Below are 16712 nucleotides of genomic sequence, written 5' to 3' on the forward strand. Positions count from 1 at the left end.
ATAGTATATCTTGGGGGAGAAGGGCGATCGCCTGCGCGTGGCCAAAGCCTAACCTGGCTTTTGTTTCAGCTTCTCAAGTCCTTTGAAGGAGGCGAAGTCCTTTAACAAAAACTAACTTATAATATTAGCTTTTCCTACCTACCAGACAATATGATACCCCAGCCCGCTCTTGTAGATAATGATTCTAAGTATCGTTTAAAATATTTTATACTTAATATTTAATTTCCTGCCCAAAAAGACGGAAATTTTGGCTAATTTTTGCCTAAATATGCAACATCTTGGGGATTTACAGTAAAATATACTTACTAGCTAAATGTATTCTATTTTGATCTCGCCCATTGTCTGGCACGGGCTAACGCTGCAACACCAGCAAGGGATGACATCAGTTTAGAATCTAACATCTCGAATACGAGCCAGTCTTTTTTTAAGCGCCCCTCAGCCGCTTGAGGAATGCCTCGTCCACCTTTCTGTTGAGGCTTCCCTCTTGAACTCCATGACTTACCTTGAACAGACCGTGGATATGGAACTTTCTCGCGGTAGCGGCCAAACTAACATTGACAAACAGCGATTAGTTTTGGCAGTAGATGACAATGAAGATAACTTAATGTTGATAACGTTTGTCTTGGAGCTGTTCGGTTGCTCGTTTATCAGTGCCTCAGATGGCCAGACTGCTCTAGCTTTAATACAAGATAACCATCCAGATTTGATTCTGCTTGATATTATGTTGCCCGACTTGGACGGCATAGAATTTGTTAGCCGTTTGAGACAAAATCCGCGCACAAATATGATTCCAGTGATAGCAGTAACGGCTATGGCAAGAACAGAAGACCGCGATCGCATTCTATCGGCAGGCTGTAATGATTACATCAGCAAGCCGTACATAGTTGACGATCTTGAAGCCCTGCTCCGACGCTATCTCAGTTAAATAAATGTTTTTTTAACCTTAATTGTTGATATATCAAGTCTAGGCGGTTTGTTATAAGAATATGGGTGAGAAGGGCGATCGCGTGATGGGTGATTTTATTTACCCCAAGCCAACGGCCTATCGACTATAAACGAAGTAATAATTACCGACGTGATATTAGGTGTTTGGTGTTAGGTGTTGAGTGTTGAGTGTTATGCCCGCGATTAAAATCGACAACCGCAAATACAAGACTCAAGACATAAGACCCAAGACCGTACTTTTGAGATTTAGGTGGGATTGCGAATTTGAGGCGGAGCAGCCAAAACAGCAATAGTGCCTGTCCGGGCTGTTTCTAATTTAGCGTCGCTGAGCAGGTCTATCACAGATACGCCAACTACTTCTTCTATTAGGGCTTTAAGCTGCGGCTGAATTGCTTTATCTAAATCTGCCCTTACTTGTTCAGCTAAATCCGCTTGACCGTTGTTAGCCAGAAATTGCTCGGGTTGGGTAATGGAATTCTCCAGAATAATGGCAATTTTTTCATCAAAAATTTGGCAAGTCACTTTACTTGGCTGATGCCCTAGTTGAGTGCGGTATAGCGCCTGGATACGCTGGGAGAGGGTTCGTTCTAATTGCCCACGAGTAGGGTAAGAAGGGTCCATAGTTAAAAGAAAAGCTAATAAAAAATATCTATCATAAGAGGGATGATTAGTTAAGACTTTAACAGTAATAAAACCCCTAAAAATACTCCGTTAGAGAGATTTTTAGGAGATAGAGGCTAATTACGGCACTCAGCGGCTTAGGGGTAGAGCAAAATTTTGTAGGTTTCGGGAGTGGGGGCGATCGCTTGTTCTACCGCCTTAGATAGATCTTCAAGCGGGTAGCGATCGCTAATGAGGGCATCAACATCAATCCGCCGATTAAACACAATATCTGCCGCCAAAGATTGCAACCGATAAGAGGAACTGTAACTACCCATTAAATCAATTTCTCGTCTATAGAGAATATTGGGGTTAAGGGGAAATTCCACCGATTCGGGAAACTCAGCGAAAAACAGAATTTTGCCCCCCTTGCGGGTACAGTCTAGAGCTTGGAAAAAAGCCTTTTCACTAGGAACAGCTAACAGCGTTGTATCAACTCCCAAGCCATTGGTAATTGCTTGTATTTTGGCGGGTAAATCTGGATCGCGGGCATCAAAAGCAGCTTCTGCGCCCACATTCAAAGCTTTCTCAATGCGAGAGGGAAGCAAGTCAGTAGCGATCGCTTTCCCGCCGAAATACTTCACAAGCATAACGAACATCAAACCAATCGGCCCAGCTCCAGTCACCAAAACAGTTTGTCCGGGGGCAATTTGGGCTTTTTTAACTGCTTTGAGACAGCAGTTAGTCGGCTCAACAAAACTCGCTTGCTCAAAAGTAGTTGCATCGGGGATAGGAATCAAGCCACCGTTGCGAACGATATGCCCTGGAACCTTGACATATTGTGCAAAGCCGCCACCACTGGGGTTAAAACCAGCAGTTGTGGTGATGTTCTTGTAGTCATCGCACATAGAGAAGTTGTCATTGAGGCAGTATTCGCAGCGCATACAAGGGATGTGGTGCATCACGACAACACGCCGTCCAACTTCCCATCCTTGTACTTCAGAGCCTACCTTAGCGATCGCCCCAGCCGTTTCATGCCCGAAAATGCGCGGCGGCTCGTATAGAGGATAGCGAATCTTTTTGATATCAGACTGACACAAGCCCACAACCTTAACCTGTACCAGTACCTCATCCGGTGCAATTTCCGGCATCGGCACTTCTTCGTAACTTAGTTGATTAACGCCTCTAAATACTTGTGCTTTCATGCTTAATTCTCCTTTACCTAGCGATATTAAACTTTACCATTAGCGCTCGGCTATTAGCTTGTGTTTATTAGCTTTCAGCTAACCGCTATTTACCCAACCACTAACCTGATTTTCTATTTTTTCCGGAATCTTGTCCGCTAGGAACGATTGGGACTATAGACCTAACTTTTATCTACCCCGCCGAGACAGAGCAGCCTTTAGATGCTCGCGACGTTACGCCCGGAGGTAAAGCAGAAATTATAAAAATATTTTTACCAGCAGCCTTTGGAGTCTGGTGACTATTTAATTCAGCGCTAAATTGCTATTTTTTAAAAAGATTGACGGCGTAAAAATAAGGCTGCCGAATTATGCGCGATATAAATCTCTCTAAAGCGCGAAAAATAAACATAAATAAGCTTTAATGGTAGTTTTTCCGGATGCATTAGCAGAAAGTCCGCATAAGTAAGCAGAAACCCTAATACGGACTATCGGCTATGCGTGCTTCCACATCTATCGTTTTGTTGGGAATGATCTCAGTTGCGCTGTTTTTTGATTTTCAACAGCCTCAATCTCAAGCAACAAGCCTGCGGCTATCTAACGATTCTGAGCAACGTGTAGCCGCTAAAACTAACCCGCGCAAGCCTAAAGGCCACCCCCAGCGGGGTAGCGGGCGTCGAGAGTTCTTGCAATATCACGATTCTCCAATTCAGCAATCTTGAATTACCCCAGCCTCGCGCTGGCTGGGAGATTTTAGATGACCCTTTATCCTTTGTGCTTTTAGTTGGTAAATGGCCAATGACGAGCTAGGAATGAATTGTTAGTTCCTAGCAGTTTGCCAGAGTTGGTCAACAGTAACAAACTGGTAGCCTTGGCTTAAGAGCTGGGGAATTAGCAGCGCAGTTGTTTCGGCAACATCTTGTCCGCCGTAGTAGCCATCATGCAAAACAATTAAGGAACCATTCTGAACTAAGCGCAGAACTCGTTGTACTACGACTGAAACCCCAGGTCGTTCCCAGTCCTCCGGTACAACGCTCCACATCACTGGTCTATATTGCCACTGGTGCAATAAGTTTATGGTCTGGGGTGTGAACAAGCCATTAGGAGGACGGACATCTCTAATGTTTTGAGGGTTTATTTGACAGGCTCTCGCGATCGCACTTTGGCTTTCTTCCAAACTCCGCTTCAAGTCTGCTGGACTAAAACGAGGAAAAGCGCGATGATCGTAGCCGTGCAGCCCCAGCCAATGACCGCGCTTGTAAACTTCAAGAGCAATATTTGGTGCGCGGTCAACACAAACACCCAGCCAGAAAAAACTGGCTTTTACGCCATATTGGTCTAATACATCCAAGAGTTTTGGCGTCCACTGGCTATGGGGGCCATCATCAAAGGTGAGCGCGATCGCCCGTGAAGTTTCTGGTCCCGACCACAGACAGCTAGGAAAGCTGCGCTTGAGGATTGGGTACACAATAGGATAAAGCGGTGCTAGCTGCATTTGCTTTCTTTGCCTTTGATTAGTGTTAGCCGTGCCCTTGAATTCTTACTCTAGCGATCGCCAGCAAGGTCAATCTCAACGGCCTTGCCAAATTTTTTCCCTCTTTGCCAGTGTCACCCTGGCAGGATTGCTGTTTGGCTGCACCATCCAGACCACTAACCAGTATGAAGCAACAGCGCGGACAACTTACACCTGGCAAGTCCGCTACTATGCTAATCAAAGCCGCAGGGATAAAGATGAGCGGCTTGAAAGTTTAGTCTCTACCTCGTTAGTTAACCGCAATGGCGAGAAGCCAGAATCCGCCGTCATTGGCCCCGATGACAAAGGACTGTGGTGGCCCGCTATCCCCCCGAAACCGCTTCTGGATGAAATTGAAAAACGGCAGCGCCCCTACGAAACCGCCAGCCCTCCAGAGTTGTTGCAAAAAGTGGAATACCAGATTAGCTATAACAATGGTGAGAAGATTGTTTCTTTGCCTACAAATCACGATGTTTACCGGGAGGTTGCGAAGGCATATCCTACCCGCACGCCTTTGGAACTAACTTTGGGTGTTGACGATAATTCGGTGGAAAAAGCTGAACCCCGATAATGTTAATTTAGGTGCTGGAGAAAGTAAAAATTATTCAATTTGTATCATTCTGCATCAAGTTCCCAAAATTTATCGGCAACCAACAATTTTTCAAATTCACCTGCTGGTATGGGACGGCTGAACAAATAGCCTTGTGCGGCATCACAGTTATGTTGGCAGAGGAAAGAGAGTTCTGCTTGGGTTTCGACGCCTTCAGCAATTACTTTTAAATTTAAGGTGTGAGCCATTTGAGTAATTGCCGTTGTAATCGCGGCATTTTTGGCATCATTATTAATGTTCGAGACAAATAATCTGTCGATTTTTAGGGTGTTGAATGGAAACTGTTTTAGATAGTTTAGTGAAGAATAACCCGTACCAAAATCATCAATAGATATTTCAATTCCTAAGTTTTTAAAATCGCTCATTATTTGAATAGCTATTTTTGGATTTTCCACAATGGTACTTTCAGTTAGTTCTAATTCTAGATATTTGGGTTCAAGATTAGTTTCTTGTAGTATCTGGAGAACTCGGTTACGCAGATTTGGTTGATTGAATTGGCGGGCTGACAAGTTTACAGCTATTTGTAAAGGCGAAAGCCCAGCGAGTTGCCAAGCTTTAGCCTGCGTGCAAGCAGTATGCAAAACCCATTCACCAATGGGGATAATCCATCCGGTTTCTTCGGCTAGGGGAATAAACTCCATAGGCGAAACTAGCCCTTGTCTTGGATGCAGCCAACGCAGTAAAACTTCTGCTCCCATGATTTTTCCGGTATGGAGATCGATCTGGGGTTGATAGTATGGTTGAAATTCTCGCCGTTCTAATGCGTGACGCAGGCTTGTCTGTATGTCATTCAATCGTTCTGCGGCAGGCAGGGGTGGGGTAGAGTAGGGCTGATTAATGGCTACTTGCCTTTCAAATCTAGCGGCGATCGCGCCAAGCAATTCAACTCTGGTAAATGGTTTGGTTAGATAATCATCTGCACCCAGTTCCATGCCTTGACGCAAATCGGATCTATCGGCTTTGGCGCTGAGAAAAATAAAGGGGATGCTTGCGGTTTCTGGTGAAGATCGCAAGGCGGTAATCACGCCGTAACCATCGAGGTTGGGCATCATAATGTCGCACAAAATCAGATCGGGTAAGTGCGTCTGTGCTAACTGTAAACCAGCGAGACCATCCACTGCGGCGATCGCGTCAAATCCCTCTGCTTTCAGAAGTATTAGCAGGTTGTTTCTCACGGGCGGCTCGTCTTCAATTACGAGAATTTTTTTCTTATATTTATCCGTCATTTGTCTTACTTTCCTATTGGTTATAGATCGGCACGCAGACTCTAAATGTTGTGCCAAGCCCAACTTCACTTAGTACGGAAATATGCCCGCGATGCAAGTCCACGCACTTTTTTACAATAGCCAAACCCAACCCGGTACCGGAGATGTTGCCTACATTTGTTGCCCGATGAAAAAACTCAAATAGGTGTTGCTGGTCTTCTTTGGGAATACCAATGCCCCGATCTTGAATCTGGAATACGGCTTCACCATTTTTGCAATCTAACTCCAACGTCACTTTGTCACCTTGGGGAGAGTACTTGATGGCGTTAATGAGCAGATTACTTAGAATTTGCCGCAGCAGTTTTTGATCTATTGCAGCAGTGATTCCTTGGTAATTAGAAATAACAGCGATCGCGCAGTCGGTACCTGCATTCAGTTGTATTTCTGCTGCTAAATGGCGACAGAACTTTATCAGATCCACAATGGTCGGTTTAAACTCTAGCTTGCCTGCTTCAGCTCTACCGATGAGCAAAATATCATCAAGCAAGTTAGTCATCTGTTGAACTGCTGCCTGAATCAGATGTAGTTGTTCGAGTTTTTCCTCTTCAGTCCAGCTGTGGCCGTAATATTCTAGTAATTCAGCTGCCGACAAAATAGTAGTTAGCGGCGTGCGGAATTCATGGCTCGTTATAGAGACAAAGCGAGATTTCAGTTCGCTGAGTTGTTTCTCCTTTGCTAAAGCATTAAAAATTTCTGCTTCTGCACGCTTGCGGTCGGTGATGTCTTGGATCTGCGAAACCTGGTAAAGAGGTTGCCCGTGAACGTTCTGTACGACGGAATTTGTTAGCTGAATCCATACTACGTGCCCGCGTTTGTGGATGTATCGCTTTTCAATCTGGAAGCGGTGAATATCACCATCCAATATACGTTTGTGAGATTTAAGGGTGATATCCAAGTCATCTTGATGGGTGATTGCCCTGATGGTTGTAGCCTGCAATTCTGGCTCAGAGTAGCCCAACATATCGCACAGAGAGCGATTAACCCGCAAGAAACGACCATCGGTTGCGATTAAGGCTATGCCAATGGCGGCATCCTCAAAAGCACTTCTGAATAGTTCCTCACTTTCTCGCAAAGCCTCTTCAAAAGCTTTGCGCTCGGTGATGTCATTCAGCGTACCAGAAGTGCCGATAATCGTCCCGTCGCTAGCAGGGATTAGTCGGGCATAGACTTCAATCCAGCGGTAGCCTACAGCTCCCTCAGTCGCCGTTGAGAGGGGGGAAGATAAGAAAGAATTTTTACTTTTGGTCAGGTAGCGAATCTCGCCACGGCAATAGTTTTTTTTGCCTTCAACCAGCGGTTGAAACAGCTGTAAATGGCGATCGCGATCGTCGGGATGAACATAATTCAAACCTGTTGTACCGATGCTCTCTTCGACGGAAAAACCAGTGATTTCTGCCCAGGCAGGATTAAGAAACGTCCAACAACCATGTGCATCTGTCTGGAAAATCACTTCTTTAACGTTGTCAACGACAGACCGATATTTCTCCTCACTCTCCCGCAGAGCCTCCTGCGCCTCGTGCCGCTCGACCACGAGAGCCAGTAGTTGCCCGTTCACATAGGTTAATTCAGATGTCCGCTGTTGTACTCTAATTTCTAGCTCTTGGTTAAGTTTTTGTACTGCCGCTTCTGCCTGCTTGCGAGCCGTGATGTTAGTACCTGTGCCTATTAGCCTGTAGATTCGCCCATTGTTATCGTACAAGGGGGTTAAGGTTGTCATCCACCACCTATCTTCTCCTGGGAATGGCAAACATTCCTCGTAAGAAATCGTAGTTCCTGCACCAACACACTCTGCATAGCGCTGGCTTAATACCTCTGCTAGATGTGGGGGTAATGCCTGTGAGGGCGTCTTGCCCCGCAGAGCATCTGACGGGAGTCCTGTCAAGCTTTCAGTAGCTGGGTTCAGCCCCCCGTAACGAAATGTGCCATCTTCGAGGACATCTACGACAAAAATCGCATTAGCCACTCCGTCATAAATGCTGCGTAAAAACTCTTGCCGCTCTTGCAGTTTTTCCTCGGCTCGTAGGCGTTCCTTTAGTTCGTTTTCCAGTTTGCTATTAGCTGCTTCCAAAAGAACCGGATTTGGCATAGCTAGTGCTTTGGGTATCAATGGCATTAGTTCCACAGCGGTGTATGCAGAAACCGCAGCTGTCATCGCTTTCACGATACCCGAGAGCCAATAGTGGGGATACCACAGCGTCCACACTTCCATCAGATGTCCGGTGCCGCAAAAGATAATGAAGGCTCCAAACAAGACGAATATTCCGCTGAAGGGAACATTATGGCGCTGGCGGACGAAGTAGAGCAGAAACGCTGTAAGCGAGTAATATGCTGCGGCAATTAACAGGTCTGACACCACATGTAGCCCTACTAACTCTGGCTGCCAGAGGTAACAGTGCCCATGCGGAATAAACTGCCGATAAGACAGCAAACCATTAAAAAAATCCAACATTAAGCCTTTTCCTATAGGATGCTTAAAAACCAATTTTTACATTAACGCCTGAAGTCAGCTTTGAAGCTAGAAGCCTTTCTCTGGCTGGGTTTGAGCCATAATCAATTAAAATTGTTTTTCATAAAATTTTGAAGTTGTTTATATTTACGAGCGAGTTTTGAAATGAAGGTCACATTATCTCAACCCCCTACTTATTGTGCGCCTTTTTCCTCGGCTCTCCATAGGGCGTAATTTCTTGACAAATCGGAGTTCAGCTTCTCCTTACGCTCTGTATCGCGGCAAGTTGGTTTCTTTTATAAATAGAAAAATATAGAACAAGCGTACTAATCAAGTGTGTGAGTAATTGGTGAATTTTTTCATTAGAGGCTGCCATATATCAGATCAATTCATTAGAATGGCTGAGTGTATTTCCGCTCTTTATATTGGGTTCGCCAGCCCAAAGGTGGAGTACATTTAAGAAGAATTATGCACGACAGGAGAGGAAGCAGGGATTTCTAAACTGACAAGCTGAGTGGGGTGAGTATGCGAGGATGCTTGCCAAACATAGCCTTAATAGGCGCGGCGATAATATGGCGACAATATATAGAACAGTTAGAATGAAGGCGATAGGGCGAAACACAAGATACAAAGAGAGGAGCCATGAGGATTCGTGGGGATTTACCCTCTCCCTTCTAGTTCTTGATTCGGACGCATAATTGCTCCTGCTAGGAATTGTTCGGGCGATCGCCGGGAACCGCAGCTAGCTGCGTGTCAGCTCTGTCAAACGTCAATTAGAATGCTGCCAACTCCATCACCAGTCAATTCAACAATATGAGGTAAGCATGGGTGCATTAATTCCGCGCTACGCAGCGGCTACTATTCCACGAAAACAAACCTATAATAGTCGAACAGACAGCGAATTGTAGAATTCAAACAGCGATCGCACATTGAAGACAACGAAGACTGCAACACAGCCACGAACATTTTTTAGAACTTTCTGTTCGCTACCATCCGATGGCATTATCTGGCAGGAAAAGCAGGCTTTACGTTATCTTCATAATCAAAGGTTTAAAATCAAAACCAGCGTGCAATTTTTGTGAGAAAGGCTACAATCGGAAAGGTCTTACACCAAATCCAGCATTAACAACTATCAAAACGCTGCTACTGCATGCTAGCTGTCCGAGAAAGCCTTCTACCTTTCAATGACAAGCGTTGCTATGTGAGCGTTGATAAGCTGGCAAGTCTTATCACTATCTAACTTGTCTCAAGTAGATTAACCAACACTATCTTTTGGTCTTTAACTGAAGGAGCATGAGGAATTCGGCATGACCCAGGCAACCAACGACGTACTCGAAACAATGATTCCCCCTGAGAGCGAAATGTTGGAGCTCTTAATTGAGGAAGAAGCAGACCGAGACGAATTTTTGGATGTTGCACCGGATGAGGACGACGGTAAGCCTGGTAAGGTTGCAAGAGGCCGTCGTCGCGCCCAAACCAAAAAGAAACATTACACAGAAGACTCGATTCGTCTCTACCTCCAAGAAATTGGTCGCATCAGACTGTTGCGTGCGGACGAAGAAATTGAATTAGCCCGCAAAATTGCCGATTTACTGCAATTGGAGCGCGTACACGAGCAACTATCCGAGCGCTTGGATCGACACCCCCAAGACAAGGAATGGGCTGAGGCGGTAAATATGCCGTTACCTCAGTTCCGCAGTCGCTTGTACTTAGGACGGCGGGCAAAGGACAAAATGGTGCAGTCTAACCTCCGTCTGGTGGTTTCGATTGCGAAAAAATATATGAATCGGGGATTGTCGTTCCAAGACCTGATTCAAGAAGGCAGCCTGGGTCTGATTCGTGCCGCTGAGAAATTCGATCACGAAAAAGGTTACAAGTTCTCCACTTATGCAACTTGGTGGATTCGTCAGGCAATAACACGCGCGATCGCGGATCAATCTCGCACGATCCGCTTGCCCGTTCACCTCTACGAAACCATTTCTCGCATTAAGAAAACTACCAAGCTTCTTTCCCAAGAAATGGGCCGCAAACCAACTGAAGAAGAAATCGCCACTCGCATGGAAATGACCATCGAGAAACTGCGATTTATTGCTAAATCAGCACAGTTGCCCATATCTTTGGAAACTCCAATTGGCAAAGAAGAAGATTCCCGCCTTGGAGACTTTATCGAAGCTGATGGTGAAACTCCAGAAGATCAAGTTTCCAAGAACCTCCTCCGGGAAGACTTAGAAAGCGTCCTGGATACCCTCAGCCCCCGCGAACGCGATGTTTTGCGGCTGCGCTACGGTTTGGATGATGGACGCATGAAGACGCTAGAAGAAATAGGCCAAATTTTCAACGTCACCCGCGAACGCATTCGTCAAATTGAAGCGAAAGCTCTCCGCAAGTTGCGCCATCCCAATCGCAACAGCATTCTCAAAGAATACATCCGCTAGAGAATAGCTTTCCTCTATCTGGGGGCGGGGTTTCTCCGCTCCCATTTTTCATTCAAGTTTTGGCTTCTGAATAGTCAGAATTAGCCTTTGTAGATAATAATGTCAATCGCTGCTAAAGAACTATCGCAGTAGGGTTTGTGCAGCTCAATATTTTATTAACAGCAAAATAGATAATACTCAGCGACTCGCTATACAGTTCCACAATTACAAAACCTAATAAAAAAACTGGATCTTTTTTAAGAAAACCCAGCTAATTTGATATTGAGATTTATTGAGGTTGAAAGTTAAAAAGCTACAGCAGCCCCAGCCAGTGCAACACGCCTTGACCAGTTGCTACTTCCGTCATGACAGCAGCGACAAAACCAATCATTGCCAAACGCCCGTTCAAACTTTCAGCTTGTGCTGTAAACCCAAATTTTTCAGCTTTTTGATGAGCTTGCATAGTCAGAACTCCGGTGAAATTTCAGGTTAACCAGGATTGCCAAGGAAGGGAAATTAAATAAATCCCCAGAAATGCAGCACGCCTTGACCAGTAACCAATTCAATAAGTACCGCAGCAGCAAAACCAATCATCGCGAAACGCCCATTCCAGTTTTCCGCTTGCGGCGTAAAGCCAAACTTCACAGCGTTCCGATCTTCACGTTGAGCTTGCATAGTCCGAACTCCGTGTAATGACTTTTGTTAAACTATGTAAAATAATGTAACTAAAGTTTTGTAAAAGCGCAACAGCTTGCGCCGTTGGGTGGATGACTTGTTTTTAGTGCCACAATAAAAAGCAACTCGGCTGGATTCCTCTCACGTCCAAAAAAGCTATGTCGCTAACTCCATCTCAACTCCAGAGCCAGCGTCTCGATAATTATTACAACCAGATACAGGCTGTTATTCTCAAACGTCAAAACGCGATTACGGGGCTGCTACCAGCCAGTACCGCGATTACCGCTCACGGCGACTATACCGACGCCTGGGTGAGAGACAACGTTTACAGCATTCTCGCGGTCTGGGGACTAGCACTGGCTTATCGCAAAGTCAATGAAGACCAAGGACGCACCTACGAGCTAGAACAAAGCGTCGTCAAACTCATGCGGGGGCTGTTGTTCTGCATGATGCGACAAGCTCATAAAGTCGAACGCTTCAAAGAAAGCCAATCCCTTTTAGATGCCTTACACGCCAAGTACAACACCCAGACAGGGGACATTGTTGTAGGCGATGACGCTTGGGGACACTTGCAACTAGACGCAACATCGCTATTTATCTTGATGCTGGCTCAAATGACAGCATCGGGGTTGCACATCATCTACACGATTGATGAAGTCAATTTTGTTCAAAATCTGGTTTACTACATTGGTCGGACTTACCGGACGCCAGATTACGGGCTTTGGGAGCGGGGAAATAAGATAAACGTGGGCAATCCCGAACTAAATGCTAGTTCGGTGGGGATGGCGAAAGCAGCGCTAGAAGCGATTAATGGATTGGATTTATTCGGCGTAAACGGTTCTCAGGCTTCTGTGATTCACGTTTTGCCAGATGAAATTGCGCGATCGCGCATGACTCTCAAATCTCTATTACCCAGAGAATCTAGTTCTAAAGAAATCGACGCCGCGCTATTAAGTGCAATTAGTTTCCCCGCCTTTGCAGTTGAAGATGTAGCATTAGTCGAACGCACCAGACAAGACATCATCAAAAAGCTGGAAGGACGCTACGGCTGCAAACGCTTCTTGCGCGACGGACATCAAACGGTTTTAGAAGATCCGCACCGCTTGCACTACGAACCTTGGGAACTGCAACAATTTGAGCATATAGAATGCGAGTGGCCGCTATTTTTTACCTACCTGGTACTAGATGGCTTATTTCGCGGCGACAAAGAACAAGTCCAAGACTACCAAGAGTGTCTGGAGTCCCTGCTAATAGAACAGGATGGTTTGCGGCTGCTGCCAGAACTTTATTACGTCCCGGCGGATAAGATTGAAGCGGAGAGGGCAAACCCCCACAGCCAGACGCGCCTGCCCAACGAAAATATACCGCTAGTTTGGGCGCAAAGTTTGTATTTATTAGGCCAGATGATTAGCGATGGGTTGTTATCGGTTGGAGATATCGATCCTTTAGGTCGCCACTTGTCCATGGGTAAGCATCAAGATCCCTTAGTACAAATTGCTCTTCTGGCTGAAGATGAAGATTTGCAGGCAAAGTTGGAGCCTCACGGCATTGCGACGCAGACACCCATACAGGTGGAACCGATTCAAGTGCGCTATTCCAGCGAGCTGTCCAACGTTTATACCCAAATTGGACGTAACGATAAACTAGGGCTTACAGGAAGACCTTCGCGGCGATCGCGCAGTCTCACAACCTCAAGAATATTTCGCATTCGCAGCGAAACTATTGCATTTTTGCCGTCGTTCCTCGATCCGCAGCAGTTTTACCTAACCCTCGACTACCATTTCTTGGTAGATCAGATTAAAAGCGAACTTGCCTATATTCAGCGGAATTGGTATCAACTAGGGCGTCCCACAATGACCCTCCTGCTGACTCATACAATGCTGGAAACTGGCGATAGTGCGCTCCTAGAACTTATGCAGGAACTAAATAACGGTCTGTGTAATGGGGTGCGGGTGAAATTGGGGCGTCTGAATCAGCTAATGCTGACAGCAGGAACAGAACGCATTGATTTTCTGCACAAGTTTGAGTTTAGCCGTTCATCTGTTAAAGATGCGGCTGAAGAGCGGTACTATCTCATCAGGAATCAAAAGAAAAATGGGCCGTTAAAACATACTCAAGAATTTTTGCTGGAGTGCGAAACCAATTTAGGCTTCTTACTCAGCAGCCTGCGCTCGTCTGAGAACATTTACGAGCAAGTTGAATTGCTGCATACCTTAGTGCGCTTGCAAGGATTGGATTTTGATACTGGTTTTGGCGAGCCTGCGGTAAAAGTGAAAGTGGCGGATTTGCTTAATGAAGTTTACGAATTGGCGGGTGCTGGTGGCTATTGGGCTGTGGTGCGCCACGCCGCGGGGTTGCTAAATAAGGTGGATGTTGGTCTATCGGATGCGGTGACTGATATTTTGGTGCGCGGTAAGCAGCTTACTGTAGGTAAAGCTTACAGCGAGGCGTCACTAATTACGCGGCCTATGTCTTACACAGAAATTATGGAGAAAATCAGACATTTCTGTGGGGAAGATATACGCGATCGCGTCCTGACTCAAGAAATAGTACTTTACCTCGGCGTACTAATAAAATCTGAACCCGATCTATTTAAAGGTTTGTTGACGCTACGGGTGGGTTATCTAATTCTGCTAGTAACTAGCGAAGTGGCGGCTGAGTTACGACTAACTCAAGATGAAGCTTACGAACACTTGATGCAATCGAGTCCTTTTGAAATTAAGACTAAGTTACGCCAAGTTTTGGCTGGCTATGAGGGGATGAATCAAGTGCTGCGACAGCAAGAATCTTTGCACATTAAACAGCGGGAAGGGGATATTGATTGGGCGGTGCTACCGGAACCGGAAGAAGGCGAGGTAGTGGCTGGCGGTTGGTTGAGGAAGCGACAGATGGAGGGTGCTATCAATCGCGTACCGAAAGATTTTTATCCCAACGTTTGGCAATTGATGAAACACTGCAAGGGTTTGGTAATTGGCGATAAGTTAGAGCGTCGCAATCGCTTGGATAGTCAATTGATTTTGGCCGAGATGACGCCTGGAGAAAAGAATTTCGCCCTGCGGGTTGAGCATTTGCTTAATAAGATTCAAGCGCCTGAATATCGGCAAGTTAATATTGAGGCGCTGATGGAATTGGGGGCGATATGCGATCGCAACCCCGAATTACAAGTTGAAGACTATATTGTGTTAGATGTGCTAGTTGGTCATGCCGTCCGGCTGGCTTGGCTGGAGAAATTCCCCGAACGAGCAGATCGTTACGATGAGCATAAAGCCTTTGCTTGGAGAGCTTTTTACGATACTTCTCCTCGCGATTGTGCAAGTGCGATTGTCAAGGCTTTCCGCTTCTTGACTCAATTTGGGCAGGTAAGCGCTGCTTAAAAACAAAGGGCGATCGCTTTTCCCTCCTTCCCTTGAAGGGAAGGAGGTTGGGGGTTAGGTTGTTTGGCGCGTGTTTATTTATATCCACCTACTTACAAGGAAACGCGATCGCTTCTGATGGTTAAACTTTGAGCCTCTCCCCCTTGTTATTTCCTAAAAAACAACTGGGAAGTAGTTTATCGCCTTATTTCGTTTGTAGTCGATGGCAAGCTTAGAAAAATCTTCGGAGTCTTGCTTGTAAGAAATTTCTTCTTGGCGCGATCGCTCGGTAGCTTCAGAATTCAGAAATTTCTCATGCACTAAGGCAATAGATAGATAGGCGAAAGTTTCCATGTTTTCCTCCCAAAATTTACTAGCATTTGCTAGCAGTTAAGCAAAAAGTCTTTTTCCAATGTGGTATCGATTGACCAGTTTGTTGGACGTGCTTGCCAACTACTCCTCTAAACAGTCTTTTATCCAGGTTTGCACTTAGTTAGCTCCAGACGTTTTAGCAACTGTGCATAACTAAAATCTAGTTTCGATAGCTAACTACAATAAATCTGTCTGTGTCTCGATCCCTCGATCTTCAGTTGTATTTGTGCATCCATATATTCGCCGCTAGCACGCCATTTGATATACGGCTGTGGTGCAGTGTTAGCTAGCGCCTTGCAGATATGCTTATCTTTACGTCTTCAGGGTGATGATTGAATTTTTTAAAAACAAACTCAATTATTACTAATTTGTAATATTTTAACATAGCCCTGCTCTCAACAAGTAATTGTACTTAAACCGACGCTCTAGGTGTTATATCTTAATGGCGGGTATTATTCCTCAATCTCGCCAGTCTAATTAGCCACCTTAACAGCGATATAGCTGGCGGTAAGGGTTGAGGAGTGGGGAATATAAAAGAACTAAAGCTTGTTTCACTTACTATCTGTAACTTGTGCTGTAAAAGATTTATTGCTGAGTCAATTTCCTGGGCGCATTGGCGATATGTCGATAAGGATTTGCCCACTGGATCGCTAATATTTAAGGAATTTTGATTTCCTACAAATTCTTTGAGTGTGAAAGTCTTATTAAAAATCTCAGGGAATAAAGCGATCGCTATATATTTATGAAACTTCGTCATCGTCAGCACTAAATCTGCCCATTCGATTAATTCTGGATTTATCTCTTGAGGTGCGCGGTCATATTTAATGCCGTACTCTGCTAACACGGTTATAGCGTGCGGCGATACTGGAAATCCTTTAAATTTATGAATTCCAGCCGATTGCACTTCAATTACATCAGATTCCCGAACTTTTGTCTCAAATAGCGCTTCTGCCATCGGGCTGCGACAGGTGTTACCAGTACAAACGAATAGTATTCGCATTTCGCACTAACCAAGATTGCATAACAGACTACTTTTCACGGCATTGGTGAATTGAAGAAAACTGCATTTAGGGAAATAAGATTTTAGCGACTACTTATTAAGTTTCTCTGTAGCAATGATTTTGAAACTCCAATCCAGCTTATCCCAAACGCATATAATATAAGGTGGCTTTTGTCAAACCAGAGTATTTCTACTGTTACAAAAACTGCTAACAGGAGAAGTGAGGAACTTACCTAGAAAGTAATTATCTAGGGGCGCGATCGCTGCCTTATGGCACGATAAATATAAGGTTTATGCTAAATTGATATATTAGAAATCTTTTTGCTTATATAAAATAA

General features: G+C 45.1%; 14 protein-coding genes. 5 read left to right on the forward strand and 9 right to left on the reverse strand.

The features are described from left to right. Positions 1-493 precede the first annotated feature (493 nt). On the forward strand, positions 494-925 hold the full coding sequence (locus H6F77_RS13985; RefSeq protein WP_199321336.1) for a response regulator: 432 nt from the start codon (positions 494-496) through the stop codon (positions 923-925). A gap of 266 nt (positions 926-1191) precedes the next feature. Here H6F77_RS13985 and H6F77_RS13990 read toward each other — a convergent pair whose 3' ends face one another. Beyond that, positions 1192-1566: a Na-translocating system protein MpsC family protein gene (locus tag H6F77_RS13990; protein WP_190489334.1), complete on the reverse strand. Its 375-nt coding sequence runs from the start codon at positions 1564-1566 to the stop codon at positions 1192-1194. A 137-nt stretch (positions 1567-1703) separates the two neighbouring features. Further along, the gene (locus H6F77_RS13995) at positions 1704-2750 is read right to left on the reverse strand and encodes a zinc-dependent dehydrogenase (protein WP_190489335.1); all 1047 of its coding nucleotides are present in this window, start codon (positions 2748-2750) and stop codon (positions 1704-1706) included. A 473-nt stretch (positions 2751-3223) separates the two neighbouring features. Between H6F77_RS13995 and patX the strand changes: the two genes are divergently transcribed. Beyond that, on the forward strand, positions 3224-3448 hold the full coding sequence (patX, locus tag H6F77_RS14000) for a heterocyst-inhibiting protein PatX (protein ID WP_190489336.1): 225 nt from the start codon (positions 3224-3226) through the stop codon (positions 3446-3448). A 98-nt stretch (positions 3449-3546) separates the two neighbouring features. On the opposite strand, the gene H6F77_RS14005 is transcribed toward patX, so the two are convergent. After that, positions 3547-4221 (reverse strand): polysaccharide deacetylase family protein, encoded by a 675-nt coding sequence (locus H6F77_RS14005; protein ID WP_190489337.1) that lies wholly within the window; start codon positions 4219-4221, stop codon positions 3547-3549. 31 nt (positions 4222-4252) lie between these two features. Between H6F77_RS14005 and H6F77_RS14010 the strand changes: the two genes are divergently transcribed. After that, a complete protein-coding gene (locus H6F77_RS14010) occupies positions 4253-4810 on the forward strand; it encodes a hypothetical protein (RefSeq protein WP_309228851.1) in 558 nt (185 codons plus the stop codon). A 44-nt stretch (positions 4811-4854) separates the two neighbouring features. Here H6F77_RS14010 and H6F77_RS14015 read toward each other — a convergent pair whose 3' ends face one another. Further along, positions 4855-6075: an EAL domain-containing response regulator gene (locus tag H6F77_RS14015; RefSeq protein ID WP_190489338.1), complete on the reverse strand. Its 1221-nt coding sequence runs from the start codon at positions 6073-6075 to the stop codon at positions 4855-4857. A 13-nt stretch (positions 6076-6088) separates the two neighbouring features. Further along, positions 6089-8563, reverse strand: coding sequence for a sensor histidine kinase (locus tag H6F77_RS14020; RefSeq protein WP_190489339.1), 2475 nt, complete (start codon positions 8561-8563; stop codon positions 6089-6091). 1304 nt (positions 8564-9867) lie between these two features. Between H6F77_RS14020 and rpoD the strand changes: the two genes are divergently transcribed. After that, the gene (gene rpoD / locus H6F77_RS14025; RefSeq protein ID WP_190489340.1) at positions 9868-10995 is read left to right on the forward strand and encodes an RNA polymerase sigma factor RpoD; all 1128 of its coding nucleotides are present in this window, start codon (positions 9868-9870) and stop codon (positions 10993-10995) included. Positions 10996-11287: 292 nt separating this feature from the next. Here the strand turns inward: rpoD and H6F77_RS14030 are convergent, their stop codons facing one another. Then, positions 11288-11437, reverse strand: a complete 150-nt coding sequence (locus tag H6F77_RS14030) for a CAB/ELIP/HLIP family chlorophyll-binding protein (RefSeq protein ID WP_190489341.1) — start codon at positions 11435-11437, stop codon at positions 11288-11290. Positions 11438-11490: 53 nt separating this feature from the next. Further along, positions 11491-11649: a CAB/ELIP/HLIP family chlorophyll-binding protein gene (locus tag H6F77_RS14035; RefSeq protein WP_190489342.1), complete on the reverse strand. Its 159-nt coding sequence runs from the start codon at positions 11647-11649 to the stop codon at positions 11491-11493. Between the two features lie 158 nt (positions 11650-11807). Here H6F77_RS14035 and H6F77_RS14040 point away from each other — a divergent pair, with 158 nt between their 5' ends. Next, positions 11808-15023 (forward strand): glycoside hydrolase family 15 protein, encoded by a 3216-nt coding sequence (locus H6F77_RS14040; protein ID WP_190489343.1) that lies wholly within the window; start codon positions 11808-11810, stop codon positions 15021-15023. A 153-nt stretch (positions 15024-15176) separates the two neighbouring features. Here H6F77_RS14040 and H6F77_RS14045 read toward each other — a convergent pair whose 3' ends face one another. Further along, positions 15177-15356 (reverse strand): hypothetical protein, encoded by a 180-nt coding sequence (locus H6F77_RS14045; RefSeq protein ID WP_190489344.1) that lies wholly within the window; start codon positions 15354-15356, stop codon positions 15177-15179. Positions 15357-15813: 457 nt separating this feature from the next. Beyond that, the gene (locus H6F77_RS14050) at positions 15814-16374 is read right to left on the reverse strand and encodes a low molecular weight protein arginine phosphatase (protein ID WP_190489345.1); all 561 of its coding nucleotides are present in this window, start codon (positions 16372-16374) and stop codon (positions 15814-15816) included. Positions 16375-16712: the final 338 nt, after the last annotated feature.

This window comes from Microcoleus sp. FACHB-831 (assembly GCF_014695585.1).
Classification (GTDB): Bacteria; Cyanobacteriota; Cyanobacteriia; order Cyanobacteriales; family FACHB-T130; genus FACHB-831.

What these genes read in the sequence shown, in the direction of transcription:
- H6F77_RS13985 (WP_199321336.1), top strand. Translation starts at nt 494, where the DNA reads ATGACTTACCTTGAACAGACCGTGGATATGGAACTTTCTCGCGGTAGC.
- H6F77_RS13990 (WP_190489334.1), bottom strand. Translation starts at nt 1,566, where the DNA reads ATGGACCCTTCTTACCCTACTCGTGGGCAATTAGAACGAACCCTCTCC.
- H6F77_RS13995 (WP_190489335.1), bottom strand. Translation starts at nt 2,750, where the DNA reads ATGAAAGCACAAGTATTTAGAGGCGTTAATCAACTAAGTTACGAAGAA.
- patX (WP_190489336.1), top strand. Translation starts at nt 3,224, where the DNA reads ATGCGTGCTTCCACATCTATCGTTTTGTTGGGAATGATCTCAGTTGCG.
- H6F77_RS14005 (WP_190489337.1), bottom strand. Translation starts at nt 4,221, where the DNA reads ATGCAGCTAGCACCGCTTTATCCTATTGTGTACCCAATCCTCAAGCGC.
- H6F77_RS14015 (WP_190489338.1), bottom strand. Translation starts at nt 6,075, where the DNA reads ATGACGGATAAATATAAGAAAAAAATTCTCGTAATTGAAGACGAGCCG.
- H6F77_RS14020 (WP_190489339.1), bottom strand. Translation starts at nt 8,563, where the DNA reads ATGTTGGATTTTTTTAATGGTTTGCTGTCTTATCGGCAGTTTATTCCG.
- rpoD (WP_190489340.1), top strand. Translation starts at nt 9,868, where the DNA reads ATGACCCAGGCAACCAACGACGTACTCGAAACAATGATTCCCCCTGAG.
- H6F77_RS14030 (WP_190489341.1), bottom strand. Translation starts at nt 11,437, where the DNA reads ATGCAAGCTCATCAAAAAGCTGAAAAATTTGGGTTTACAGCACAAGCT.
- H6F77_RS14035 (WP_190489342.1), bottom strand. Translation starts at nt 11,649, where the DNA reads ATGCAAGCTCAACGTGAAGATCGGAACGCTGTGAAGTTTGGCTTTACG.
- H6F77_RS14040 (WP_190489343.1), top strand. Translation starts at nt 11,808, where the DNA reads ATGTCGCTAACTCCATCTCAACTCCAGAGCCAGCGTCTCGATAATTAT.
- H6F77_RS14045 (WP_190489344.1), bottom strand. Translation starts at nt 15,356, where the DNA reads ATGGAAACTTTCGCCTATCTATCTATTGCCTTAGTGCATGAGAAATTT.
- H6F77_RS14050 (WP_190489345.1), bottom strand. Translation starts at nt 16,374, where the DNA reads ATGCGAATACTATTCGTTTGTACTGGTAACACCTGTCGCAGCCCGATG.